At 61.5% G+C, this 26,356-nt stretch carries 19 protein-coding genes; 7 read left to right on the top strand and 12 right to left on the bottom strand.

What is annotated here, in order from left to right:
- The first annotated feature begins 213 nt into the window (after positions 1 to 213).
- Positions 214 to 1,503, top strand: a complete 1,290-nt coding sequence (gltA, locus tag HYE77_RS13720) for a citrate synthase (protein WP_003210575.1) — start codon at positions 214 to 216, stop codon at positions 1,501 to 1,503.
- A gap of 162 nt (positions 1,504 to 1,665) precedes the next feature.
- On the opposite strand, the gene HYE77_RS13715 is transcribed toward gltA, so the two are convergent.
- From HYE77_RS13715 to HYE77_RS13705, 3 genes are all read right to left on the bottom strand, one after another.
- Positions 1,666 to 3,324 (bottom strand): cation acetate symporter, encoded by a 1,659-nt coding sequence (locus tag HYE77_RS13715; RefSeq protein WP_003210576.1) that lies wholly within the window; start codon positions 3,322 to 3,324, stop codon positions 1,666 to 1,668.
- On the bottom strand, positions 3,321 to 3,632 hold the full coding sequence (locus HYE77_RS13710) for a DUF485 domain-containing protein (RefSeq protein ID WP_003210577.1): 312 nt from the start codon (positions 3,630 to 3,632) through the stop codon (positions 3,321 to 3,323). The genes HYE77_RS13715 and HYE77_RS13710 overlap by 4 nt, the downstream gene beginning before the upstream one ends.
- A gap of 240 nt (positions 3,633 to 3,872) precedes the next feature.
- On the bottom strand, positions 3,873 to 4,724 hold the full coding sequence (locus HYE77_RS13705; RefSeq protein WP_008433997.1) for a glycine betaine ABC transporter substrate-binding protein: 852 nt from the start codon (positions 4,722 to 4,724) through the stop codon (positions 3,873 to 3,875).
- Positions 4,725 to 5,054: 330 nt separating this feature from the next.
- On the opposite strand from HYE77_RS13705, the gene HYE77_RS13700 reads away from it, so the two are divergent.
- Entirely contained in the window at positions 5,055 to 6,608 is a 1,554-nt protein-coding gene (locus tag HYE77_RS13700; protein WP_177068880.1) for a glycosyl hydrolase family 17 protein, read from the top strand.
- Positions 6,609 to 6,706: 98 nt separating this feature from the next.
- On the opposite strand, the gene HYE77_RS13695 is transcribed toward HYE77_RS13700, so the two are convergent.
- A complete protein-coding gene (locus HYE77_RS13695) occupies positions 6,707 to 7,075 on the bottom strand; it encodes a hypothetical protein (protein ID WP_003210580.1) in 369 nt (122 codons plus the stop codon).
- A 236-nt stretch (positions 7,076 to 7,311) separates the two neighbouring features.
- On the opposite strand from HYE77_RS13695, the gene HYE77_RS13690 reads away from it, so the two are divergent.
- Positions 7,312 to 8,610: a hypothetical protein gene (locus tag HYE77_RS13690; protein ID WP_003210581.1), complete on the top strand. Its 1,299-nt coding sequence runs from the start codon at positions 7,312 to 7,314 to the stop codon at positions 8,608 to 8,610.
- The gene (locus HYE77_RS13685) at positions 8,603 to 9,391 is read left to right on the top strand and encodes a VacJ family lipoprotein (protein ID WP_003210582.1); all 789 of its coding nucleotides are present in this window, start codon (positions 8,603 to 8,605) and stop codon (positions 9,389 to 9,391) included. Before HYE77_RS13690 ends, HYE77_RS13685 begins: the two co-directional genes overlap by 8 nt.
- Before the next feature lie 30 nt (positions 9,392 to 9,421).
- Here HYE77_RS13685 and HYE77_RS13680 read toward each other — a convergent pair whose 3' ends face one another.
- The 7 genes from HYE77_RS13680 to HYE77_RS13650 all read right to left on the bottom strand — a co-directional run bounded on the left by HYE77_RS13680 (position 9,422) and on the right by HYE77_RS13650 (position 22,228).
- Positions 9,422 to 11,413 carry an FUSC family protein gene (locus HYE77_RS13680; RefSeq protein ID WP_177068879.1) on the bottom strand — a complete coding sequence of 664 codons (1,992 nt, stop codon included), beginning with the start codon at positions 11,411 to 11,413 and terminating at the stop codon, positions 9,422 to 9,424.
- 71 nt (positions 11,414 to 11,484) lie between these two features.
- Positions 11,485 to 12,468 (bottom strand): GlxA family transcriptional regulator, encoded by a 984-nt coding sequence (locus HYE77_RS13675; RefSeq protein WP_003210584.1) that lies wholly within the window; start codon positions 12,466 to 12,468, stop codon positions 11,485 to 11,487.
- Positions 12,469 to 12,502: 34 nt separating this feature from the next.
- Complete coding sequence (locus HYE77_RS13670; RefSeq protein WP_003210585.1) at positions 12,503 to 13,408, bottom strand: DUF808 domain-containing protein; 906 nt, start codon at positions 13,406 to 13,408, stop codon at positions 12,503 to 12,505.
- Positions 13,409 to 13,475: 67 nt separating this feature from the next.
- Positions 13,476 to 14,897, bottom strand: coding sequence for an efflux transporter outer membrane subunit (locus HYE77_RS13665; RefSeq protein ID WP_177019607.1), 1,422 nt, complete (start codon positions 14,895 to 14,897; stop codon positions 13,476 to 13,478).
- Entirely contained in the window at positions 14,894 to 18,019 is a 3,126-nt protein-coding gene (locus tag HYE77_RS13660) for an efflux RND transporter permease subunit (protein ID WP_177068889.1), read from the bottom strand. Before HYE77_RS13660 ends, HYE77_RS13665 begins: the two co-directional genes overlap by 4 nt.
- A gap of 5 nt (positions 18,020 to 18,024) precedes the next feature.
- Positions 18,025 to 21,087 (bottom strand): efflux RND transporter permease subunit, encoded by a 3,063-nt coding sequence (locus HYE77_RS13655; RefSeq protein ID WP_177068878.1) that lies wholly within the window; start codon positions 21,085 to 21,087, stop codon positions 18,025 to 18,027.
- Between the two features lie 13 nt (positions 21,088 to 21,100).
- Positions 21,101 to 22,228 carry an efflux RND transporter periplasmic adaptor subunit gene (locus tag HYE77_RS13650; protein WP_008433882.1) on the bottom strand — a complete coding sequence of 376 codons (1,128 nt, stop codon included), beginning with the start codon at positions 22,226 to 22,228 and terminating at the stop codon, positions 21,101 to 21,103.
- A 241-nt stretch (positions 22,229 to 22,469) separates the two neighbouring features.
- Between HYE77_RS13650 and HYE77_RS13645 the strand changes: the two genes are divergently transcribed.
- Both HYE77_RS13645 and HYE77_RS13640 read left to right on the top strand, forming a co-directional pair.
- Positions 22,470 to 23,075, top strand: a complete 606-nt coding sequence (locus tag HYE77_RS13645) for a TetR/AcrR family transcriptional regulator (protein WP_003210590.1) — start codon at positions 22,470 to 22,472, stop codon at positions 23,073 to 23,075.
- Positions 23,076 to 23,286: 211 nt separating this feature from the next.
- Positions 23,287 to 23,745, top strand: coding sequence for a transposase (locus tag HYE77_RS13640; RefSeq protein ID WP_177008365.1), 459 nt, complete (start codon positions 23,287 to 23,289; stop codon positions 23,743 to 23,745).
- Positions 23,746 to 23,871: 126 nt separating this feature from the next.
- On the opposite strand, the gene HYE77_RS13635 is transcribed toward HYE77_RS13640, so the two are convergent.
- Entirely contained in the window at positions 23,872 to 24,312 is a 441-nt protein-coding gene (locus HYE77_RS13635; protein ID WP_003210592.1) for a heme-binding protein, read from the bottom strand.
- 267 nt (positions 24,313 to 24,579) lie between these two features.
- Between HYE77_RS13635 and gcl the strand changes: the two genes are divergently transcribed.
- Complete coding sequence (gene gcl / locus HYE77_RS13630; RefSeq protein ID WP_063028181.1) at positions 24,580 to 26,355, top strand: glyoxylate carboligase; 1,776 nt, start codon at positions 24,580 to 24,582, stop codon at positions 26,353 to 26,355.
- Position 26,356: the final 1 nt, after the last annotated feature.

The following is a 26,356-nucleotide window of genomic DNA, read 5'->3' as shown; positions in this document are numbered from 1 at the left end:
CAACTAATGACAACGCGCACTCCTCACCCTAATAGCGCATTGCGCTGGCGGCATAAAAGGCGTAAATGGCAGGTAATTTCGAGGAAAAAGTACGGTTAAAGCCTTCTGGAGCAAGACTTTAGGCAAATTGACATCTGAATTTATCTCACTATAGTGGTGCGGGCCCTGCGTGGGGGGTCTGTCTGATGATTTGAAGCATAAATAGGAGGCCACATGGCTGACAAAAAAGCGCAGTTGATCATCGAGGGCGCAGCCCCCGTCGAGCTGCCCATTTTAACCGGCACCGTTGGTCCCGATGTTATCGACGTACGGGGCCTGACGGCCACGGGCCGTTTTACATTCGACCCAGGCTTCATGTCGACCGCCTCATGCGAGTCGAAGATCACCTATATCGACGGTGATAACGGTATCTTGCTGCACCGCGGCTACCCGATCGAACAGCTTGCTGAACAGTCGGACTACCTGGAAACCTGCTACCTGCTGCTTAATGGCGAATTGCCAACAGCTGAGCAAAAGGCCCAGTTTGTCAGCACCGTGAAGAACCACACTATGGTTCACGAGCAGTTGAAGACCTTCTTCAACGGCTTCCGTCGCGACGCCCACCCGATGGCCGTCATGTGCGGCGTAGTCGGCGCCCTGTCGGCCTTCTATCACGACTCCCTGGACATCAATAACCCGCAGCATCGCGAAATCTCCGCGATCCGCCTGGTTGCCAAGATGCCGACCCTGGCCGCAATGGTTTACAAGTACTCCATGGGCCAACCCATGATGTACCCGCGCAACGACCTGACGTACGCGGAAAACTTCCTGCACATGATGTTCAACACCCCGTGCGAGATCAAACCGATCAGCCCGGTGCTGGCCGCCGCGATGGACAAGATCTTCATCCTCCACGCCGACCACGAACAGAACGCCTCGACCTCTACCGTGCGCCTGGCGGGCTCCTCGGGCGCCAACCCGTTCGCCTGTATCGCCGCCGGTATCGCCGCACTGTGGGGCCCTGCCCACGGCGGTGCGAACGAAGCCGTATTGACCATGCTCGATGAAATCGGCGATGTCTCGAACATCGACAAGTTCATCGCCAAGGCCAAGGACAAGAACGATCCGTTCAAGTTGATGGGCTTCGGTCACCGGGTCTACAAGAACCGCGACCCGCGCGCCACCGTAATGAAGAAGACCTGCGACGAAGTGTTGAAGGAACTGGGCATCAAGAACGATCCGCAACTCGAACTGGCCATGCGCCTGGAAGAGATCGCCCTGACCGACCCGTACTTCATCGAGCGCTCGCTGTACCCGAACGTCGACTTCTACTCGGGGATCATCCTCAAGGCGATCGGCATTCCAACCAGCATGTTCACCGTGATCTTCGCCCTGGCGCGGACCGTGGGCTGGATCTCCCACTGGAAAGAAATGCTCTCCAGCCCGTACAAGATTGGCCGTCCGCGCCAGCTGTACACCGGCTACGAGTCGCGTGACATCACCAAGCTGGAAGACCGCAAGTAAGCTGATCGCTACTTGGCTACACCGAAAACGGCCTCCTTTGATAGGGAGGCCGTTTTTATTTGTGCCGGATTTGAGAAACAGTTTTGTCGTATCTGTTACCAATAAAGGCAAAAAAAAGCCCCGATCTCACGACCGGGGCATTTTTTTGTAACTGTTACGGGCTTAGTGGCTAACCGCCCCACTCGCCCCCAGGCCAGTCTGCGAACGCACAAACTGCGGGAAGTACAGCGCACGTTCCTTCTCTGCCGCCGCCGACTTGTCGGTGATGGAGAAGAACCAGATGCCGATGAACGCAATGATCATCGAGAACAGCGCCGGGTACTCGTAAGGGAAGATCGCCTTCTCATGGTGCAGGATCGAGACCCAGATGGTTGGGCCGAGGATCATCAGGCCAACGGCACTGATCAAGCCCAGCCAGCCACCAATCATCGCACCGCGGGTGGTGAGGTTTTTCCAGTACATGGAAAGCAGCAGCACCGGGAAGTTACAGCTGGCCGCAATGGAGAACGCCAGACCCACCATGAACGCGATGTTCTGGCTTTCAAACAGGATGCCCAAGCCAATCGCCAGTACTGCCAGGGCGATGGTGGTGATCTTCGATACGCGAATCTCATCCTTCTCGTTGGCCTTGCCTTTCTTGATCACGCTGGCGTACAGGTCATGGGACACCGCCGAAGCACCCGCGAGGGTCAAACCGGCAACCACTGCCAGGATGGTGGCAAACGCCACGGCCGAGATGAAGCCCAGGAAGATACTGCCGCCCACCGCGTTGGCCAGGTGCACCGCCGCCATGTTGTTACCGCCGAGCAAGGCACCTGCAGCATCCTTGAACGCCGGGTTGGTGCTGACCAGCAGGATCGCGCCGAAGCCGATGATGAAGGTCAGGATATAGAAGTAGCCGATGAAGCCAGTGGCATACAGCACGCTCTTGCGAGCTTCCTTTGCGTCACTCACAGTGAAGAAGCGCATCAGGATGTGCGGCAGGCCGGCGGTACCGAACATCAGTGCCAGGCCGAGGGAGAACGCCGAAATCGGGTCTTTCACCAGGCCGCCCGGGCTCATGATCGCTTCACCTTTAGGGTGAACCTTGATCGCCTCGGCAAACAACATGTTGAAGTCGAAGTTGACGTGTTTCATCACCATCAGCGCCATGAACGAGGCACCGGACAGCAACAGCACTGCCTTGATGATCTGCACCCAGGTGGTCGCCAGCATGCCGCCGAACAACACATAGAGGCACATCAGGATGCCTACCAGGATCACCGCGACGTGATAATCCAGGCCGAACAGCAGCTGGATCAGCTTGCCCGCGCCTACCATCTGCGCGATCAGGTAGAACGCCACCACCACCAAAGAGCCACAGGCCGACAGGCTGCGGATCTGGGTTTGCCCCAGGCGATAGGACGCCACGTCGGCAAAGGTGTATTTGCCCAGGTTACGCAGGCGCTCGGCGATCAGGAACAGAATGATCGGCCAGCCCACCAGGAAGCCGATGGAGTAGATCAGGCCGTCGTAGCCGGAGGTGAACACCAGCGCGGAAATCCCCAGGAAGGAGGCTGCCGACATGTAGTCACCGGCAATCGCCAGACCGTTCTGGAACCCGGTGATCTTGCCGCCGGCCGCATAGTAGTCGGCCGCCGACTTGTTGCGCTTGGACGCCCAGTAGGTGATGCACAAGGTCGCGCCGACGAAGGCCACGAACATCAGGATCGCTGCGATATTCAGCGGTTGTTTATGCACTTCGCCGGTCAGTGCATCGGCCGCCCAAACGGCAGGTGCAAAGGCCGAAGCGCCGAGTACAGCCAATAGACGACGGATCATTGCGCAGCCTCCTTGAGAATCGCATTGTTCAAGTCGTCGAATTCGCCGTTGGCGCGTCGTACATAGATGCCGGTGAGGACGAAGGCCGACACAATCAGCCCGACCCCGATAGGGATCCCCCACGTGATGGACGAACCGGGGCTGATCTTGGCCCCCAGTATTTGCGGCCCATAGGCAATCAGAAGAATGAAAGCGGAGTAAAGCCCAAGCATGATTGCCGAGAGAATCCAGGCGAATCTTTCCCTTTTACTAACCAGCTCCTTGAAACGCGGGCTGTTTTGAATCGAGAGGTAAATGCTGTCGTTCATTGTTTTTATCCTCGCAGCACAGCTTTTTATTATTGGAACATATCCACTGTATGCGGCTGAGGAACAGGTTCCAGACGACCTTAGTAGTAGAAGGAGTGTAGCGAGGGTTTACGGGTGTGCAGAAACAATTGTAGGAGCGAGCTTGCTCGCGAAAAACGTCAACGGTAACGCGTTCATTCTGGATGATCGCGGTGCCCTTGCGTTCTTCGCGAGCAAGCTCGCTCCTACAGTTTTAACGCCTTATTTAGCAGTCCACTCGGCGACGCGCTCAGGGTGCTTGGCCACCCAGTCCTTGGCCGCCGCTTCAGGCTTGGCGCCCTCTTGGATCGCCAGCATGACTTCGCCGATTTCATCCTTGGAGGCCCACTGGAATTTCTTCAGGAACGCCACGACTTCCGGGGCTTTCTTTTCCAGGCCTTTGCTGCCGATGCTGTTGACGGTCTCAGCAGCACCATAAATTCCTTTTGGGTCGTCCAGGAAACGCAGTTTCCACTTGGCGAACATCCAGTGTGGCACCCAGCCGGTGACCGCAATGGATTCCTGTTTGTCTTCGGCACGGGTCAACTCGGCGATCATCGCCGCGCCCGAACTGGCTTGCAGCTTGTAGTCCAGGCCATAGGCCTTGATTGCTTCGTCGGTCTTGAGCATCACACCTGAACCGGCGTCGATACCCACGATCTTGTTCTTGAAGGTGGTGTCGGTCTTGAGGTCTTCGATGGATTTGGCTTTCACGTACTCAGGCACGATCAGGCCGATCTTGGCGTCCTTGAAGTTGGGGCCGTAGTCGACCACCTTGTCCTTGTTCTTGGCCCAGTATTCACCGTGGGTCACCGGCAACCAGGCGGAGAGCATGGCGTCGAGTTTGCCGGTGGCCACGCCTTGCCACATGATCCCGGTGGCGACCGCTTGCAGTTTCACGTCATAACCGAGCTTTTGCTTGATCACTTCTGCCGCCACGTGGGTGGTGGCGACACTGTCCGACCAGCCATCCACATAGCCGATGCTCAGGGTTTTGCTGTCGGCGCTGGCCAGTGTGGAGCTCATCGCAACTACCAGAGTGGCAGCTGCGCCCAAGAGTCGTCGCATCTTCATAGTGCTTCCCCGAAAGTGCTGCGCCCGGCGGATGCCGAGCGACGTCAACCTGTTGTTATGTGGTGCACCGCGCCCCCTTCACGCGCATCGATCACGTGGGTGCCTCATCAGTGGAGGGCTGACACTTCGATCATCAACCTGCTGCCACAAGCGACCTGCTCTGACTGCGACCTCAGGTAAGCAAGAAACGACATCACATCGCCAGCAGGATGATTTGTAGGACATTCACCGACGATCCCGCCCGAACTTTGCATGTCAAAATTATGCGGCCCCACTGGGACGGCTCAAATCCGGGTAAGATGCGCGCCTTTGCCCCCAGACGGCCTGATCATGCCCGCGACTGCACGTTTCCCGCTCCTGCCCTATTTATTTGCCCTGATCCTCGGTGTGCTGGCCCTCGGCGGCTATTGGTACGGCCTTGGCCAACCGGTGGTGCTGCCGGACGTGGCCAGCGCCAGCCACAAGCTGCAATGTGCGTCCTACACGCCCTTCGACAAAGACCAGTCGCCGTTCGACCAGCCGTTCAAACTGCGCCCCGAGCGCATGGACGCCGACCTGGCGTTGCTGGCCACCCGTTTCGAATGCATTCGCACCTACTCCCAGACCGGCCTTGAAGACTTGCCGGCACTGGCGCGCAAACACGGCCTGAAGCTGATGAGCGGCGCATGGGTCAGCAGTGATCCGGTGGCCACCGCCAAGGAAGTCGAGGCACTGATCGCTTCGGCCAATGCCAACCCCGACGTCGTCACCTCGGTGATCGTCGGCAACGAAACCCTGCTGCGCAAGGAAGTCACCGCCGGGCAGTTGGTCAAGTTGATCCATCACGTCAAGGACCATATCAAGCAACCGGTCACCTATGCCGATGTGTGGGAGTTCTGGCTGCAACACCCGGAAATCGCCCCGGCCGTGGACTTCCTGACCATCCACCTGCTGCCTTACTGGGAAGATGACCCCTCGGGCATCGACCAGGCGCTCAAGCACGTGGGCGATGTGCGCCAGACCTTCGGCAACAAGTTCGCCCCCAAGGACGTGATGATCGGCGAGACCGGCTGGCCGAGCGAAGGCCGCCAGCGGGAAACGGCGGTGCCGAGCCGGGTCAACGAAGCGAAATTCATGCGCGGGTTCGTGGCCATGGCCGAAGCCAATGGCTGGCACTACAACCTGATCGAAGCCTTTGACCAGCCGTGGAAACGTGCCAGTGAAGGGGCGGTGGGTGGTTACTGGGGCCTGTTTGATGCGGATCGCCAGGACAAGGGCGTGCTCGCCGGCCCGGTGACCAATGTGCCGTACTGGCCGCTGTGGCTGGGGGTTGGCGGGATTATCCTGCTGGGCACGCTGCTGCTGGGTGGCCGCGTGCGCACGGCCCGGGCTGCGTTGTTGTTGCCATTGCTGGGCGCCGTGGCGGCCTGTTCGATCGGCACCTGGGCCGAGTTGAACCGGGTCACCGCGCGCTTCACGGATGAGTGGGTGTGGGCTGGATTGCTGGTGGCCTTGAACCTTGCGGTACTGGCTCACGCGGCCCTGGCGATGAGTGCGCGAGAAGGTTGGCGCGAACGCGCCTTCAACTGGCTGGAGCAGCGCGCTGGCTGGCTGGTGGCAATCGCCGGGTTTGCCGGTGCGGTCATGATGCTGGCGCTGGTATTTGACCCGCGTTACCGCAGCTTCCCGAGTGCCGCGCTGGCGCTGCCGGCGCTGGTGTACCTGGTGCGTCCGGTGAGCGGGCTGCGGCGGGAGATTGCGTTGCTGGCGTTCATCATCGGTGCCGGTATTGCGCCGCAGTTGTTCCGTGAAGGGGTGATGAACCAGCAGGCGTGGGGTTGGGCGGTGGTGAGCCTGCTCATGGTCCTAGCATTGTGGCGTTGCTTGCGGGTGCGCAAGGCTTAAGACCGCTTTCGCGAGCAAGCCCGCTCCCACACTCGACCGCATTCCAAGGGATGTACTCGGTCAAATGTGGGAGCGGGCTTGCTCGCGAAGAGGCCCTGTCAGGCAACGCGAGGCTTACGGACCAACCGCAACCCCGCAATCACCACCGCAAACACCGCAAACGTCGTGTTGTACAACGCCAACGCCGGAAACCCGAACACCAGCGCCAACACCGCCAAACCCCACCCGGCCCGGCCCGGCACGAAAAACGCCAGCACCGCCGTGACCAGCGCCGCCCAGCCCAGCACCTTGAAGTGAATCATCAACCCCAGGTTGGAACGCACCTGGCATTCCCAGCGGCTGGCTTCGTCAGCGCAAATGCCCACCCAACGGCCATCCTCCATGAATCCGTAACGCGCGCCATAACTGGCGGCCAGCCAAAGCGGCAGGGCAATAAGCAACAGGATCAGCGGAAAACGGCGGGACATGGGGCACTCCGATTGGCGAAAACGGCGCCCAGCTTAATCCCCCGGTGGCCGTTGGCAAGTTTTGCAAACAGATAAGTGTTCATTAAGGCGTGCCAAAGTGTATCGTCTCGCTACTATTACCCCGATTCCGACGTTTTTTCCGACTTTTAGTGCCGAAGGCTGGCACTTCGGCAGCAACGCGGTGGTCATAGCCTGCGAACTCCACTTCAGCACGTTTTCCTCTTAGGGATTTAGTCATGCTCCGTTCCTTGCGCTGTGCGGCCCTGTTGGGCAGCCTTTTTCTGAGTGCGTCAGCACTGGCGGTCGATATCGACCAGGCCAGCTATGGCTACCCTTTGACCAACCCGTTTGAAGCGACCATCGCCACCACCCCGCCGAACCTGCGGCCGGAACTGCCATCGGACGATCAAATCAATCAGTCCGACTACACCCTGACGATGCGTCCCGAGCGCGAGTTCAGCCTGCCTGACAACTTCTGGGCGGTGAAGAAACTCACCTACCGCATCGCCAAGCAGGACCGTGCCGCACCGCTGATCTTCCTGATCGCCGGCACCGGCGCACGCTTTGACAGCACCATCAACGAATACCTGAAAAAGCTCTACTACAAGGCCGGTTACCACGTCGTCCAGCTGTCGTCCCCCACCAGCTTCGACTTCATCGCCGCCGCCTCGCGCTTCGCCACTCCCGGCATCAGCCAGGAAGACGCCGAAGACATGTACCGCGTGATGCAGGCCGTACGCGCGCAAAACCCGACGCTGCCCGTGACCGACTTCTACCTCACCGGCTACAGCCTCGGCGCCCTCGACGCAGCCTTTGTCAGCAAGCTGGATGAAACCCGTCGCAGCTTCAACTTCAAGAAAGTCCTGCTGCTGAACCCGCCGGTCAACCTCTATACCTCGATCACCAACCTCGACAAACTGGTGCAGACCGAGGTCAAGGGCATCAACAACAGCACCACCTTCTATGAGCTGGTGTTGAACAAACTGACCCGCTACTTCCAGCAAAAGGGCTACATCGACCTCAACGATGCCCTGCTCTACGACTTCCAGAACTCCAAGGAACACCTGACCAACGAACAGATGGCGATGCTGATCGGCACCTCGTTCCGCTTCTCGGCAGCCGACATTGCCTTCACCTCGGACCTGATCAACCGTCGCGGCCTGATCATCCCGCCCAAGTACCCGATCAGCGAAGGCACCAGCCTCACGCCGTTCCTCAAGCGTGCGCTGCAGTGCGACTTCGACTGCTACCTCACCGAACAGGTGATCCCGATGTGGCGCGCCCGTTCCGACGGCGGCAGCCTGCTGCAACTGGTTGACCAGGTCAGCCTGTATGCCCTCAAGGACTACCTGCACGACAGCCCGAAAATCGCCGTCATGCACAACGCCGACGACGTGATCCTGGGCCCTGGCGACCTTGGCTTCCTGCGTAAAACCTTCGGCGATCGCTTGACCGTCTACCCCCTGGGCGGCCATTGCGGCAACCTCAACTACCGCGTCAACGCCGACGCCATGCTGGAGTTCTTCCGTGGCTAAATATCTTCTGCTGCTCGCCGCCCTGATGTGCGCGGGCGTGGCCAATGCCGACAACAGCAAGGCCCACACGCCGACCGTAGTGGACTCCGACGGCTTCAAGGAGCCCCTGAGCCACCTCAAGTTCAACCCTGGCCTGGACCAGCGTGAGTTCGAGCGCTCGTCGGTCAACGCGCTGAATGTCTACGACCCGCTGGAGTCGTGGAACCGCCGGGTCTACCACTTCAACTACCGCTTCGACCAGTGGGTGTTCCTGCCCGTGGTGGACGGTTACCGCTATGTCACCCCGAGCTTCCTGCGTACCGGCGTCAGCAACTTCTTCAACAACCTCGGGGATGTACCCAACCTGCTGAACAGCCTGCTGCAGCTCAAGGGCCATCGTTCCCTGGAAACCACCGGGCGCCTGCTGCTCAATACCACCATCGGCATCGCCGGTCTGTGGGACCCGGCCACCGCCATGGGCCTGCCGCGCCAGAGCGAAGACTTCGGCCAGACCCTGGGCTTCTACGGTGTACCGGGCGGCGCCTACCTGGTGCTGCCGCTGTTTGGTCCGTCGAACCTGCGGGATACCACCGGCCTGCTGGTGGACTACGGCGCCGAGACCGAGATCAACTTCCTGAACGTGTCCAAGGTCAGCGAAAACCACCCGGAAATCTGGGCCCTGCGCGCCGTCGACAAGCGCTACCAGACCAGCTTCCGCTACGGCCAGATGAACTCGCCGTTCGAGTATGAAAAGGTGCGCTACGTGTACACCGAGGCGCGCAAGTTGCAGATCGCCGAGTAATGCCCCGTGTAGGCGCTGGCTTGCCAGCGCCTACATCCCCCGCCGACACCACTTACGCCACGTAAACCGCAGTTGCAGCACCGCCGCCCTGGCCATTTCCCGATCCTGCTCCGCCAATCCCGAAGGCTGTTCAAGCGCTTCAAGCATCGCAACGCTGGCCGCATCCATCAGCGACTCATTCGCCACGCTCGGTCCACCCTCCTCCAACACCGACTCCAATGCCCGCAAATAGCGATCGCGCTCAATCGCCAACGCACCCCGGCTGTCCGCCAGGCAGGCGCGCAACTCCAGCAACTCATCCCCCAGGTCCAGCCCCAGCAATCCGTTATCCCAGTGGACACGGCGATCGGCAGGCAAGGTTTCGCTGTAGCGCGACAGGCGAATCAGCCGGTCCGCCATGCGCCCGCCAAACCAGCTTTCAGCCTGCTCCAGGGGACGGGAAGTCAATTGCGCCAGGTCGAACAATGAAGCCTTGAACATCCGCCGATAGTGATGCTCGCCGGGATTGAGCTGGATCAGCCGAAACACCACCACGGCAATCCCGACACCCACCAACGTCGCGATGGCCTTGTTGAGGAACGCGGCGAAGTCATAGGTCATCACATTGCTGGGCCCGACGTTGTTGACGAAAAAGATGCAGAACGCCGAGGCCGTGGCCGCTAGCTTGAGGCGGCTCATGCACAACGAGGCGAAAAACAGCGGCACTCCCAACGCCAGGCATAACAGGGGAAAGCCATCGAAGCCGGGCAACAGCACGAAGCACACAAAACCGGCCACCGGGATCGACAGCGCTATGCCCTTGAGGAAATTCAGGCTGGAGGCCGACGGGTTTTCCCGCGCTGCAAACAGGCTCAACACCACGCCACAAATCGATACCGCGCCCAAACCCGAAGGCCATGCCGTAAAGATCCAGAACGCCGCGACCGCCAGAAACGCCAACGCACTGCGCAGCCCGCCAAGCACCCCCTGCTCGATATCCCGGTGCCAGGACATCGCCCCCGGTGCGCCGGGCGGCACCCTGCCCTGCTCGACCGCCGACAGCGTCAATGCACCCAGCTCAATCAAGCGCAACACCTGCGCCAGTTGCACCAGGCAAAAGTGCGCCTCCTGGCCAAGCTGCGGATCCTGCAACGCCAGGCCAAGCCGTTGTGACAACTCGGGCAGTTCATCAAGACGCTCCTGCTGCAACGCCGAAGCCACCGCTTCAATCAGTGGCCCGACCGCCGCCGTTTCATCGAGCATCATCCGCTGGCGCGCCACGCCCCGCGCCGCCCGCAGCAGGCTAAGCAGATCACGGCTGAGCACCCGCAAGGCCTGGGAGCGGCGCCGGCCCTTGGGCCCTTCAAACCAGGCATGGTCGCGCTGGCTGTCCACCGCCACCAGGCGGCTCAATGCTTCGAGCAAGCCTTTACGCTGGTCGGTACCCAACAGCTCCGAAGCGGCAGCCCGCACCCCGGCCTGCCAGGCGGCGCGCGCCTGAACCGCCAGCACCTGCTCGACCCGGCGCGGCCACAGAATCGTACTGGCGATGGAGGCACAAAGAATCCCCAGGCTGATCTCCTGGCAGCGCGCCACCGCCTCATCGAACACTCCCAGCGGTGCCGCCGTAGCGGGTAGCGCAATAATCGCCGTGGTGTAACCCGCCAGCACAAACCCATAGGACGCATGATTGCGCAGCAAGGATGCCCCCGTGGTGCAGAACGCCAGCCACAGCGCCATGCACAGCAGGAACAGCAGCGGCGCCTGGCCAAATACACCGATCATCGCGATGGAAACCATGGCCCCGACAAACGTACCCACCAGCCGATAGGCGCCTTTGGCCAGGACCATGCCGCTGGTGGACTGGCCCACGATAAATACGGTGGTCAGGGCCCATTGCGGTTGCTGCAAGTCAAAACAGAAGGCCAGGTACAACGCGACCCCGCCGGCGATCATGTTGCGCAAGGCAAACAGCAGATCGCTACGGGACGGGGTCAACGTCGCCTGCCAGAAATCAGGGAGCTGGAAGGTGGAGGATTTCATTAAACCTACATATAGATAGCAAGCTAATGATTAGCATCGTATCTATATTTGTGGCGAATGCCAATCTCAGGCTATTTGACCAGGCGCTTTTCCTTGGATGGCCTGTAGCCAAAGTAGGCGCTGTAGCACTTGCTGAAATGGCTCGGCGAGACAAACCCGCAGGCCACCAGCACGTCCACCTGGGACAGCTCGGTGTGTTGCAGCAGCCGACGGGCCTCGGTGATGCGCAGTTCCAGGTAATAACGCTGGGGCGTGGTGCCAAGCTGCTCCTTGAACAAACGCTCCAACTGGCGTCGGGAACGGCCCGCATAAACGGCCAGTTGCTCAAGCTCCAGAGGCTCTTCGAGGTTGGCGTCCATCAGGTTGACCACCTCGCGCAGGGGTGCGCTCAAGCACACGTTTTCCGTGGGTTTCACCCGCCGGTAGCGCGACTCCTCAAACGCCAGGATGTCCTCGATCCCCTCCACCAGCGCTTTGCCGTACAGCCCCTTGATCCAGTCCAGCGCCATATGAAACGCACCGGAAGGGCTCGATGCCGTCAGCCGGTCGCGATCAATCACATAGGGTTCGCTGCTGACCTGCGTCGCCTTGCAGAAATCAGCGAGGGCCGGGCGATGTTCCGGGTGCACGGCGCAGCGGTAGCCGCCCAGCAATCCCGCACGCCCCAGGAACCACGCACCATTCCACAAACCGGCCAGGCTCACACCCTGCTCCGAGGCGCTTTTCAGCAGGTGGATAAACTCCTCCGCAGCCTTCAGTTCAGTGCGATAGCCACCGCATATCACCAACAGGTCCAACGCTTTAAGCACCGAAGACTCAAGCCGCGCATCGGGCCGGATCACCAGCCCCAGGTCACTGATCACCTCGCCTTCCCGCAAGCCGAAGGTCGAGGTAGAAAAAGAAGCGGGCCGCAGCAGGTTGGCGGTGATCAGCGTATCCAGCGCCTGGGTAAACGCCGGCAGCGAAAAATGTTCGAGCAACACAAATCCCGCACGCACCGTCTGGCGGGCGTCGCCGGGATTTTCATTCAGGTAACGGAGGTTCTTGCCTTTCATGCCCCCGCTGAATTGCCGTCGCTCGATCAAATGCCTATGCCCTCACCCGCTTCCAGAGGTTACCCACCGCGCTGACCACCGCCAACACCACGGCCCCGGCAATGATCCCCGCCACTGCATTGAGCAACGTCGGCATCAACCACGCCAGGCCGCCAGTACTCTGGCTCACAGTCTCGATCCAGTGATGCACCACCGGCACACCATGGGTCAGGATGCCACCGCCGACCATGAACATCGCCGCCGTACCGATCACCGACAGGCTTTTCATCATGTACGGCGCCGCCCGCAGGATCGCCCCGCCGATGCTGCGCGCCGCCTGGCCGGGCTTCTGGGTGAGCCACAGGCCCAGGTCATCGAGTTTGACGATACCGGCCACCAAGCCGTAGACGCCGATGGTCATGACGATGGCGATACCCGACAACACGATCACTTGCTGCATCAGCGGTGCATCGGCCACGGTACCGAGGGTGATGGCGATGATTTCGGCGGAGAGGATGAAGTCGGTACGGATCGCGCCCTTGATCTTGTCCTTCTCGAAGGCCACCAGGTCCGTGGCCGGATCCGCCACGGCTTCCACCAGGTGCGCCTGCTCTTCGGTGCGTTTGTGGAAGAAGCTATGGGCGAGTTTTTCGAAACCTTCAAAACACAGGTAAGCGCCGCCCAGCATCAACAACGGCGTGACCGCCCACGGCGCAAACGCGCTGATCAGCAACGCAGCCGGCACCAAAATCAGCTTGTTGACGAACGAGCCCTTGGCCACCGCCCACACCACCGGAATTTCCCGCTCGGCGCGCACCCCGGAGACTTGCTGGGCATTCAGCGCCAGGTCGTCCCCCAGCACGCCGGCGGTTTTCTTCGCAGCCATCTTGGTCATCAACGCCACATCGTCGAGCACCGCGGCGATGTCGTCGATCAATACCAGCAAACTGCTTCCTGCCATGGCTCGGGCTTCCCGTGATTCAAAGTGCGCCGAGAATAACGCGGCGCACACCGGGTTAGCGAGCCGTTCAGCGCGCAGGCGTTTGCCAGCCCCCGCCAAGGCTCTGGATCAGCGCCACACTGCCCTGGCTGAGCTGGCCCTGGGTGTCGCGAAGATTTTGCTCGGCTTGCAGCAACACCAGTTGCTGGGTCAGCACGGCCTCCTGGCTCACGGTGCCGGCGCGCAACTGTGCTTCCTGGCTGCCGAACAGTTGCTGATTACGCTGGTACACCTGCTGGAACGCATCGGCCTGGGTTTGCAGGTGGTTGATTGCCGACAGGTTGTCTTCAACGTTCTGCAAGGCGCTGAGCACGGTGCCCTTGTAGGTCGCGGCGATCTGGTCATAGCTGGCCTCGGCCTGCTTGACCGCCGCTTCGCGGGCGCCGCCATCGAACAGGGTTTCCGCCAGCGCCGGCCCCAACGTCCAGATGCGATTGGGCAGGGAGAACAACCCGCCCAACGCACTGCCGCGGTAACCGGCTTCGGCAGTCAGATCCAGCGTAGGGAAGAACGCAGCTTCGGCCACGCCGATTTTCGCGTTGGCCGCCGCTGCCGAGCGCTCCGCCGCCACCACATCGGGACGCCGTTGCAGCAGGGTCGACGGCAAGGTCAACGGTGGCCGCGGGACCACGAAGCTGTAGTCATTGCGCACTGCCACGCTGAATTCACTCGGCGCCACGCCCACCAGCACGGCCAGCGCGTGTTCGTATTGCTCGCGGTCGCGCAGGGAGGTCTGCAAGTCGGCAATCGAAGTGGTCAACTGGTCCTGCGCCACCAGCAACTGGTCGTTGGTGGCGACGCCCTGGGTGAACTGCACCTGGATCATGTCCAGCAGTTGCTGGTTGATCTTCTGTTGTTGCTGCAACAGGCGCACGTCGATGTCCATCTGCCGCAGGGCGAGGTAGTTACTCGCCACGCTGGAACTGATGGACAGCCGCACCCCGGCCAGCAACGCATCCGATTGCTGGGCCGTCGCCTGGCTGGACTCTATCCCGCGCCGCACCAGGCCCCACAGGTCCGGCTCCCAACTGGCGGTCAAGGTGGCGCTGACACTGTTCTGCACGCCGCCCGCCGTGGTACCGGTGGTGGACGTGCCGCTACCACTGCCTGCCGTTCCCCGCGAACCCGACAACCCTACGCCAACGGTGGGCCACAACCCTGCCCGGCTGGACGCCACCTGCGCCTGGGCCAGACGATAAGCCGCCTCCGCCGCGATGATCGACTGGTTGGCCTTGGCCGAGCGCGCCACCAAATCGTTCAGTACCGGATCCTGATAAGCCAGCCACCACTGACTGTCCATCGCCCCTTGGGGGTTAGCCGCCGCGCGCTGCCACTGCGCGCCTTCCTTGAACGACTGCGGCAGCTCCATGGCGGGCTTCTGGTAATCGGGCCCGACCATGCAGCCGCCGAGCAGCAGGCTGATGCAAAGCACGCTGTATTTCACGTTCATAACCTTGCTTCCTTACGCCGGCCCAGGCGCTGTGACGCCCGGTCGAGCCACAGGTAGATCACCGGGGTGGTGTACAGCGTCAGCACCTGGCTGAACAGCAGGCCACCAATAATCGAAATCCCCAACGGCCGGCGCAACTCAGAGCCATAACCGGTGCCGAGCACCAGCGGCAGCGCGCCAAGGATCGCCGCCAGGGTGGTCATCATGATCGGCCGGAAACGGATCAGGCACGCCCGGCGAATCGCTTCCTTGGCCGTGAGGCCGAACTCCCGCCGCTCGGTGATCGCGAAGTCGATCATCATGATCGCGTTTTTCTTCACGATACCAATCAACAGAATCACCCCCACCAGCGCAATGATCGACAGCTCGGTGCCGGTCAGCAGCAAGGCGATCAACGCACCGACGCCGGCCGAGGGCAAGGTAGAAAGAATGGTCAGCGGGTGCGTCAGGTTTTCGTAGAGGATGCCCAGCACGATATACACGCACAGCAACGCAGCGACGATCAGCAGCGGCTCACTGGCCACCGACGACTGGAACACCTGGGCCGTACCGGCAAACTGGCCGACCACACTGGCGGGCATGCGCAGCTGCTTCACCGCATCGTCCACCATCGCCGTGGCCTGGCCGATGGACGTGCCGGGCGCCAGGTTGAACGAGACTGTCACCGCCGGGAACGTGCCCTGGTGACTGATGGAAATTGCGGTGCGCGCCACCGTGTTATCCGCCAGTGCCGAGAGTGGCACCAGGGTCTGCCCGGTGGTCAGGTTGGGCGCCGCCGTGGTGCCCTTGGTGGTCGTGGCCTGGGTGCCCGTCGGCACATAAATGCCCTTGAGCGCGGAAGGGTCGGTCCAGTATTCCGGCGCGATTTCCATCACCACGTGGTACTGGTTGGCCGCGCGATACAGGGTCGCGACCTGGCGCTGGCCAAAGGCGTCGTACAGCGTCTGGTCGACCGCCGAGACACTCACCCCGAGGCGCGCCGCCGTGTCCCGGTTGATTTGCACATTGGCCAGCAAGCTGTTGTCTTGCTGGTCGGTATTGAGGTCGGTGAGTTGCGGCAATTTGCGCAGCACCGCCACCACCTTGGGCACCCATTCGTCCAGCGACTCCTGGTCATCGGCGGTCAGGGTGTATTGGTATTGCGCGCCACTTTGCCGGCCACCCACGGTGATGTCCTGGGCCGACTGCAAATACAGCTTGGTGCCCGGCAAGTCGCCGAGGCTGCGGCGGATCTGGCCGATGATTTCGGTGGCGTTGTCCTTGCGCTCGCCCAGGGGCTTGAGCAATACAAACATCTGCGCGCTGTTGACCGCCCCGCCGCCCCCTCCGCCACCGCCGACAAACCCGGCGACGGTTTCGACGTTCGGGTTTTTCATCACCTTGCGGTTGATCTCGGTGAAGTCCTTCTGCATCGCCCCATAGGAAATGCTCTGGTTCGCCAGGATGCTGCCCTGCAAGCGCCCGGTGTCTTCCTGGGGGAAAAAACCCTTGGGCACCAGCACGTACAACACGCCGGCGAGCACGATCACCAACACCGTCACAAAACCCATCAGCACCGTATGGTCGATCACCCAACCGAGGGTGCGATCGTAGAAGCGGTGAAAGCGCGAGTCCGGGTGTTCATTGCCTTCATGAATCGCTTTCGGCGCGCGCAGCAGCACGCTGGCGAGCATCGGTGTAACCGTCAGCGAGATCAGCATCGAGATCACGATGGCCACCGACAACGATACCGAAAACTCGCGGAACAGCCGCCCGACAATCCCGCCCATCAGCAGCAGCGGAATAAACACCGCCACCAGCGACACGCTGATGGTCAGTACCGTGAAGCCGACTTCCTGGGCACCGGCCAGCGCCGCTTCCACCCGGGTCTTGCCGCGCTCCAGGTGGCGCATGATGTTTTCCACCACCACAATCGCATCGTCCACCACAAAGCCGGTGGAAATCGTCAGCGCCATGAGTGACAGGTTGTTCAGGCTGTAGCCGAGGAAGTACATCGCGCCGAAGGTGCCGAGCAGCGACAGCGGCACCACAATCGCCGGCACCAGGGTGCTGCGCCAGTCGCGGAAGAAGCCGAAGGTCACCAGGGTCACCAGCAGGATCGACACCAGCAACGTGATCTCGACGTCATGCAACGAGGCGCGAATGGTGGTGGTGCGGTCCATCAGCAGGTTGAGCTTGATCGTCGCCGGAATCGAGCTTTGCAGGAACGGCAGCGAGGCCTTCACCGCGTCCACCGTTTCGATCACGTTGGCGCCCGGCTGCTTGAACACCACCAGCAATACTGCCGGCTTGCCGTTGGACAGGCCGAAGTTGCGCAGGTCCTGCACGTCTTCGCGCACGTAGCCCAGGTCGGCGATATGGATCAGGTCGCCGTTGTGGGCCTTGACCACCAGCGGCCCGTAGTCCTTTTCATCGAGCAACTGGTCGTTCGCCGCAATGCCGTAGTTGCGATCACCGATGGCCACGTTGCCCTTGGGCAAGTTGACGTTGGAGGCGTTGATCACCTGGCGCACCTGCTCCAGGCTCACGCCGTACTGGTTGAGCCGGTCGGGGTTCAATTCCACCCGCACCGCCGGCAGCGCGCCGCCGCCCACCGTCACGTCACCGACCCCGGTGGTCTGCAACAACTTCTGCTCCAACAGGGTCGAGGCCACGTCATACATCTGCCCCGGCGTGGCGCTGTCGGAGGTCAGGCTGATGATCAGAATCGGCGAATCCGCCGGGTTGACCTTGCGGTACGTCGGGTTGCCGGACAGGTCGCTGGGCAGGTTGCTGCGGGCGGCATTGATCGCCGCCTGCACATCCCGCGCGGCGCCGTCGATGTCGCGATTCAGGTCGAACTGCAAAATGATCCGCGCCGAGCCCAAGCTGCTGGACGAGGTCATCTGCGTGACCCCGGCGATCTGCCCGAACTGGCGCTCCAGGGGCGTGGCCACTGAACTGGCGACGGTGGTCGGATCGGCGCCGGGCAACGAGGCGCTGACGCTGATGGTCGGGAAATCCACCTCCGGCAACGGCGCCACCGGCAACAGCATGAAGGCCAGCGCGCCAAACAGCGCCAGGCCGGCCGCCATCAAGGTGGTTGCAATCGGGCGGCGAACAAACGGCGCGCTGAGGTTCATTGCCATCAGACCGCTTCAGCCGAGCGGCGGCTGAAGCGCTGCCCCAGGCCGTGCATGGCGAGGAAAATCACCGGCGTAGAGAACAGCGTCAGCAACTGACTGAGCAACAACCCGCCGATAATCGCGATGCCCAGCGGGTGACGCAGCTCCGAACCAATCCCCGTACCGAGCGCCAGCGGCACCGCGCCGAACAGCGACGCCATGCTGGTCATCAGGATTGGCCGGAACCGCAACTCTGCCGCCTGGCGGATCGCGGCCTTGGGGCTCAGGCCGCCCTCGCGTAACAACTCCAGGGCGAAGTCGACCATCATGATGCCGTTTTTCATCACGATGCCGATCAGCAGCACGATGCCGATCAAGCCGATGATGTCGAACTGCGTACCGGTCACCAGCAGCGCCAGCAAGGCCCCGAGCGCTGCCGAGAGCAGCGTCGAAAGGATCGTCACCGGGTGCACGAAGCTTTCGTACAGAATCCCCAGCATCAGGTACACCACCACAATCGCCGCCACCACCAGGAATACCTGGTTGGACAGCGACTGTTCGAACGTCGCCGCCGCGCCTTCCAGGTTGGCCTGCACCGACAGCGGCAAGCCGACCTTGGCCTCGATGTCCTTGAGCCGCGTCACTGCCGTGCCAAGGGTCTGGCCCGGAGCAAGGTTGAACGACACGTCGGCATACGGAAACTGACCCAGGCGGTTGATGGTCACGGGCGTGCGCACCACCTGCAGGGTCGCCATGCTCGACAGCGGCGCCACACCGCCACCGGGAATGTCCACGTACAACCCGGTGAGCAGGTCCGGCAAGTTGCGCGGCGGATGGTCGGTGGCGATCACCACGTGGTACTGGTTGAGCTGGGTGTAGATCGTCGAGACCTGGCGCTGGCCGAAGGCGTCATACAGCACATCGTCAATCGCCTGGGGCGTGATACCGAGGCGCGAGGCGGTGGCGCGGTCAAAGGTCAGCTGGATCTGATTGCCGAATTGCATCGCCTGGCTTTGCACGTCGGTGAACATCGGGTCTTGCTTGATCGCCGCCAGCAGCTTGGTGGTCCACGTTTCCAGCTCGTCCGGATCGGTGGCTTGCAGGCCCAGCCGGTAGCTGGTGGTGGACACCGTGGCGTCGAGGGTCAGGTCCTGTACCGAGTGCAGGTACAGGCGGATCCCGGCGTCGTCGGCGTTGGCATCGGAGAGCCGGCGGATCACCTCGGTGGCACTGTCACGCTCGCCGCGGGGCTTGAGGTTGATCAGCAGGTTGCCCTGGTTGATGGTCGGGTTGGTCTGGTCGATACCGACGAAGGACGACAGGCTTTGCACCGCCGGGTCCTTGAGGATTCGCGCGGCCAGGCGCTGTTGTTCGGTCTGCATCTGCTGGAACGAAACCGTCGGCGCCGCCTGGGAAATACCCTGGATCAGCCCGGTGTCCTGGTCGGGGAAAAAACCCTTGGGCATGATCACCAGAATCATCAGGGTCAGCGCGGCGGTGAGCGCTATCGAGATCAGGGTCAAGGTGCGATGCGCCAACACCCAGTCAAGGCCACGCACGTAGTGGGTGTTGATGCGGTCGAAGAAATCCGCGCGGCGTTCCTGGTGCTTATTCTTGAGCATCCGCGCGCACATCATCGGCGTGAGGGTCAGGGAGATGAACGCCGAGATAACGATGGTCACGGCCACGGTCATGGCGAATTCGCGGAACAGCCGGCCGACCACATCGCCCATGAACAGCAGCGGGATCATCACTGCAATCAGCGCAATCGACAGCGAAATAATCGTGAAGCCGATTTGCTCCGACCCCTTGAGCGCCGCCTCCAGCGGCGAGTCGCCCGCCTCGATATAGCGTGTGATGTTTTCGATCATCACGATGGCGTCGTCCACCACGAATCCGATGGCGATAGTCAGCGCCATCAGTGTCAGGTTGTTCAGGGAGAAGCCCAGCGCATAAGCCACCGCCAGGGTGCCCACCAGCGTCAGCGGCACGGTGACTGCCGGAATAACCGTCGCCGCAACGTCGCGCAGGAAAATGAAAATCACGATCACCACCAGCAGCACCGCCACCGCCAGTTCGTACTGCACATCGGTGACCGAGGCGCGGATGGTTTGCGTGCGGTCGGTCAGCACATCGACCTTCAAGGTACCCGGCAAACTGGCCCGCAGCTTGGGCAGCAATTGCTGCACGCGGTCGACCACCTGGATCACGTTGGCGCCTGGCTGGCGCTGGATGTTCAGCACAATCGACGGCGTGCTGTTGGTCCACGCAGCCTGACGCGGGTTCTCCGGGCCCTGGGTGGAACTGGCGATCTGCGACAGGCGAATCGGCGCGCCATTTTTATAGGCGATCACCAGGTCGCGGTATTCCTCGGCCGATTGCAGCTGGTCGTTGGCACCAATCGAATACGCCTGGAACTTGCCGTCGATATTGCCTTTGGCCTGGTTGACGTTGGCCGTGCCGAGGGAGGTGCGCAGGTCATCAATGGACAGGCCGAGGCTATTGAGCGCCGAGGTATTCGCCTCGACCCGCACCGCCGGGCGTTGGCCGCCGCTGATGGTCACCAGGCCGACGCCGGTGATCTGCGAGATCTTCTGCGCCAGCCGTGTATCCGCCAGGTCCTCGACCTTGGTCAGCGGCAACACATCGGAGGTCAGGGACAGGGTCAGCACCGGCGCATCCGCCGGATTGACCTTGCTGTATACCGGTGGGTACGGCAGGTTGGCCGGCAGGAAGGTGCCGGCGGCGTTGATCGCGGCCTGCACTTCCTGCTCTGCCACATCCAGGGACAGCGACAGGTCGAATTGCAGGGTCACCACCGAAGCGCCGTCGGAGCTGGTGGAGTTCATCGACTTGAGGCCCGGCATCTCGCCGAGCTGGCGCTCCAGCGGCGCGGTGATCGAGGAGCTGACCACGTCCGGGCTGGCGCCGGGGTATTGGGTGAAGACCTGGATGGTCGGGTAGTCGACTTCAGGCAACGCCGACACCGACAACAGGTGATACCCCAACATGCCCAGCAACAGCACCGCGACCATCATCAAGGTGGTGGCGACGGGACGTTCGATAAAGGGCCGCGAAATGTTCATGCTCGGCAGCTCCTCACTGGGCGACGACCTTCACGGCCGAACCGTCATCCAGTTTGTCGGCGCCTTCGGTGATCACCTGCTCGCCTGGCTTGACGCCGTTCTCGAGCACCGCCGACACATCGCCCATCGATGGGCCGGTCTTGATGTTGCGCAGGCTGGCCTTGTCGCCATTCACCACGAACACGAAATCGCCCTTGCTGCCATGCTGGATCGCCCGGGTGGGCACCACGGCAACCTGGGCCAGGGTGTCGGCCTTCAGGCGCGCATTGACGAACTGGTTGGGGAACAGCGCACTGCCCGAATCATCGAACTGCGCCTTGACCTTGATGGTGCCGGTGGAGGTGTCTACCTGGTTGTCCAGGGCCAACAGGCTGCCGGTGGCCAGCAGGGCTTTCTTGTTGCGGTCGTAGGCCAGCACCGTCACGGCGCCACGGCCCAGGGCCTGGTTGATAGCGCCCAAGTCGTCCTCGGGGACCGCGAACACCACGGTGGCCGGGTTCATCTGGGTAATCACCACGATGCCGGTGGTGCTGGTGGTGGTGACGTAATTGCCGGGGTCGACCAGGCGCAGGCCCACCACACCGTCGACCGGCGAGGTGATGGTGCAGTAGCCGACCTGCACTTCAAGGTTCTGCACATTGCCCTGGTCGGCAGCCACGGTGCCCAGTTGTTGCTGGACCAAGGACGCCTGGGTGTCGACGGTTTGCTGGCTGGTAGAGCCGGCCTTGACCAGTTCGCGGTAGCGCACCAGATCGCGCTGGGCATTGCTCAACACAGCCTGGTCGTGGGCCAGGGTACCCTTGGCCACGGCCAGTTGGGCCTTGAGAGCACGGTCATCGATCCGCGCAATCACCTGGCCCTTGCTGACGTGCTGGCCTTCCTTGAATTCCACGCTGCTGAGGATGCCATCGACCTGGGTGACCACGGTCACACTGCGGGTGGGGGTGACGGTGCCGAGGGCATCGATATACACCGGCACGTCCTGCAACACCACCGGCACCACGGCCACCGGTTCGCCGGTGACGGCCGGCCGGCCTTTGTGCCCGCCTGCAAAGAAGTGCAAACCCAGGGCAATCAACAACGCTACCAGTAACAACGTGCCAACGGCCCAGGCGAACGTACGTCGTCTGCTTTTCTCCACGGGTTTCTCTCTCGAACGCCGAAAACAGGAAGCGGCGGCCAGGCTAAATGGCCGCTCGCTGCCTGAACTCTAGCAGCGCGCTGGAGCTGTGCCTGTACGACCGTGAATGCGTTCAGCATCAAGACAGACAAAGTCAGCTGGGCGCCCCGCCATGCAAGGGCTGCGGCGGGATTCTTGAGCCCTGCGCAAAGCCGGTGCTACCATGCCAGACCGCCTGTCTTGGCAAGGAACCTCCTGGTCTATGAGCACCATTCGCGAGCGCAACAAAGAACTGATCCTGCGGGCTGCCAGTGAGGAGTTTGCCGACAAGGGCTTCGCCGCGACCAAAACCAGCGACATCGCCGCCAAGGCCGGGCTGCCCAAGCCCAACGTCTACTACTACTTCAAGTCCAAGGACAACCTCTATCGCGAGGTGCTCGAAAGCATTATCGAGCCGATCCTGGCGGCCTCCACACCGTTCAATCCTGATGGCGACCCTTCGGCCGTGCTGAGCGGGTACATCCGCTCGAAGATCTGCATCTCCCGGGATTTGCCGTTTGCCTCGAAAGTGTTTGCCAGTGAGATCATGCACGGCGCCCCGCATTTAAGCCCCGAGCAGGTGGAACAGCTGAATGCCCAGGCCAAGCACAACATCGACTGCATCCAGAGCTGGGTGGACCGTGGGCTGATTGCGCCGATTGATCCGCATCACCTGATGTTCAGCATTTGGGCGGCGACGCAGACGTATGCGGATTTTGACTGGCAGATTTCGGCGGTGACCGGGAAGGCGAAGTTGGATGAAGCGGATTATGAGGCGGCGGCGCAGACGATTATTCGGTTGGTGTTGAAGGGGTGTGAGCGGGACTGATAGACCGCAGCGTCTTCAAGATTCGCGAGCAAGCCCGCTCCCACATTTGAATTTGTGCCAGACATAAATTGTTTAAACGCCGCAGATCCAATGTGGGAGCGGGCTTGCTCGCGAAAGCGCCCTCCCAGACACATCCTGCACAAAGCCAAACCATCATCTCCAGATTCCCCGATCTAGCCTCTCAGAACCCCACCTGAAGAGAGGCAAAGGAATGCCTGATCCAGCTGCTTCACATCGCCTGCGCATCGGGCGATTCAGCGAGTCCAACCGCATCTACCTGATCACCACCAACACCCACGAACGCGCGCCGATATTCAGTGATTTTTATCTCGGCCGCCTGGTGGTCTGGCAATTCCGGCTCGCCCAGTATCAAGGGCTGGCGAACTCCCTGGCCTGGGTGGTCATGCCCGACCACTTTCACTGGTTGATTGAGCTGCAAAAAGGCTCATTGGGAGACCTGATGTGCCAGGTGAAGTCCAAAAGCACTCGAACCGTTAATGGCGCTACGGGCCGCAAAGGGCGGCTATGGCAAACCAGCTTTCATGATCGTGCGCTGCGCAAGGACGATGACTTGGTGAAGATGGCTCGGTATGTCGTGGCCAACCCATTAAGAGCAGGGTTGGTGGAGCGGATTGGCGACTATCCGCTGTGGGATGCGGTTTGGGTTTAGGTCCGGGACCGAGTCGCCCCTTTCGCGAGCAAGCCCGCTCCCACATTTGACCGAGTCCCAGCCTTGGAATGCAGTCAAATGTGGGAGCGGGCTTGCTCGCGAAGAGGCCCGACCAGTCACCTCACATCAAGCAGTAACCCCCGCATCCGCCAACAACCCCAACCCCTCGATCGCACTGATCGCACACTGCTCGTCAATATCCGACGTATCCCCGCTGATCCCGATCGCGCCCAGCACCACACCCGCCTGATCCCGGATCAACACCCCGCCCGGTGCCGGCACCACGCTGCCCTGCCCCAGGCTGTTCAACGCGGCAATAAACGCCGGCCGTTGCTGTGCGTCCAGCGCCAGCAAGCGCGAGCCCTTGCCCAGGGCTATCGCACCCCAGGCCTTGCCAATCGCGATCTGCGGGCGCAGCAGGCTCGCGCCATCCTCGCGCTGCAACGTTATCAAATGCCCGCCGCTGTCGAGTACCGCAACGGTCAGCGGTGCCGCCGAAATGGTGCGGCCTGCCGCGATGGCGTGGCTGGCCAGGTTGACTGCGACTTTCAAGGTTAAAGCGCTCATGGGTGCCGTCCTTATCTTGTTATGGGAAAGCCGTGGGGCTCTGTCTGATCAGAAGCTCGATCAAACAAATAGAACACAATAGATTTATTTTTTGTATACAATATTTCGAAACATACGCACCACACGTCGAAATATTCCCGTCCATAAGCCTTCCGACGAACGTAAAGGCCACCCAAGAAAATGGATTGACCTGCCCCGCTCGCCGTGAATACACTTCGGACCAACACAACTTGTATACAATTACAAAACGCAAGAGGCACCAAAACCATGAGCAAAATGAGAGCAATCGAAGCCGCTGTCCTGGTGATGCGCCGTGAAGGGGTCGACACCGCCTTCGGTATCCCGGGCGCCGCGATCAACCCGCTGTATTCGGCCTTGCAGAAGGTCGGTGGCATCGATCACGTCCTTGCTCGCCACGTTGAAGGCGCCTCGCACATGGCCGAGGGCTACACCCGCACCAAGGCCGGCAATATCGGCGTGTGCATCGGCACCTCGGGCCCGGCGGGCACCGACATGGTTACCGGCCTGTACAGCGCCTCGGCGGACTCGATCCCGATCCTGTGCATCACCGGCCAGGCGCCGCGGGCACGCATGCACAAGGAAGACTTCCAGGCTGTCGACATCACCAGCATCGTCAAGCCGGTGACCAAGTGGGCGACCACCGTCCTGGAACCCGGCCAGGTGCCGTATGCCTTCCAGAAGGCCTTCTATGAAATGCGCTCCGGTCGCCCCGGCCCGGTGCTGATCGACCTGCCATTCGACGTACAAATGGCCGAGATCGAATTTGACATCGACGCCTACCAACCACTGCCCCTGGCCAAGCCTTTGGCGACCCGTATCCAGGTGGAAAAAGCCCTGGCCCTGCTGGACCAGGCCGAGCGCCCATTGCTGGTGAGCGGTGGTGGCGTGATCAACGCCGACGCCAGCGAACTGCTGGTGGAATTCGCCGAGTTGACCGGCATCCCGGTGATCCCGACCCTGATGGGCTGGGGCACGATCCCGGACGATCACCCGCAGATGGTGGGCATGGTCGGCCTGCAAACGTCCCACCGTTATGGCAACGCCACGATGTTGAAATCGGACGTGGTGCTGGGCATCGGTAACCGCTGGGCCAACCGTCACACCGGTTCGGTGGAGGTGTACACCGAGGGCCGCAAATTCATTCACGTGGACATCGAGCCGACGCAAATCGGCCGCGTATTCACCCCGGACCTGGGCATCGTTTCCGACGCCGGCTCTGCATTGACCATGTTCATTGAAGTGGCCCGCGAGTGGAAAGCCGCCGGCAAGCTCAAGGACCGCAGCGCCTGGCTCCACGATTGCCAGCAGCGCAAGGCCACCCTCCACCGCAAGACCCACTTCGACAACGTGCCGGTCAAACCGCAACGGGTGTACGAAGAGATGAACCAGGTGTTCGGCAAAGACACCTGCTACGTCAGCACCATCGGCCTGTCGCAGATCGCCGGCGCGCAGTTCCTGCACGTCTACAAGCCACGCCACTGGATCAACTGCGGCCAGGCCGGCCCGCTCGGCTGGACCATTCCGGCGGCACTGGGTGTGGTCAAGGCGGACCCGACCCGCAAAGTCGTGGCACTGTCCGGCGACTATGACTTCCAGTTCATGATCGAAGAGCTGGCCGTGGGCGCACAGTTCAAGCTGCCGTACATCCACGTGGTGGTGAACAACTCCTACCTGGGGCTGATCCGCCAGGCCCAGCGCGGGTTTGAAATGGACTACTGCGTGCAGCTGTCCTTCGACAACCTCAACGCACCGGAACTCAACGGTTACGGCGTCGACCACGTGGCCGTCGCCGAAGGCCTGGGTTGCAAGGCCCTGCGGGTGTTCGAGCCGGGCCAGATCCAGCCGGCACTGCGCAAGGCCCAGGAAATGATCGAAGAATTCAAGGTTCCGGTGATCGTTGAGATTATTCTGGAGCGGGTGACCAATATTTCCATGGGCACCGAGATCAACGCCGTCAACGAATTCGAAGATCTGGCACTGGTGGGCAACGACGCGCCGACTGCCATTTCACTGCTCGATTAAG

The sequence above is a fragment of the Pseudomonas sp. IPO3774 genome (assembly GCF_013386835.1).
Lineage (GTDB): Bacteria > Pseudomonadota > Gammaproteobacteria > Pseudomonadales > Pseudomonadaceae > Aquipseudomonas.
This window is presented reverse-complemented; position numbering and strand designations above follow the sequence as displayed.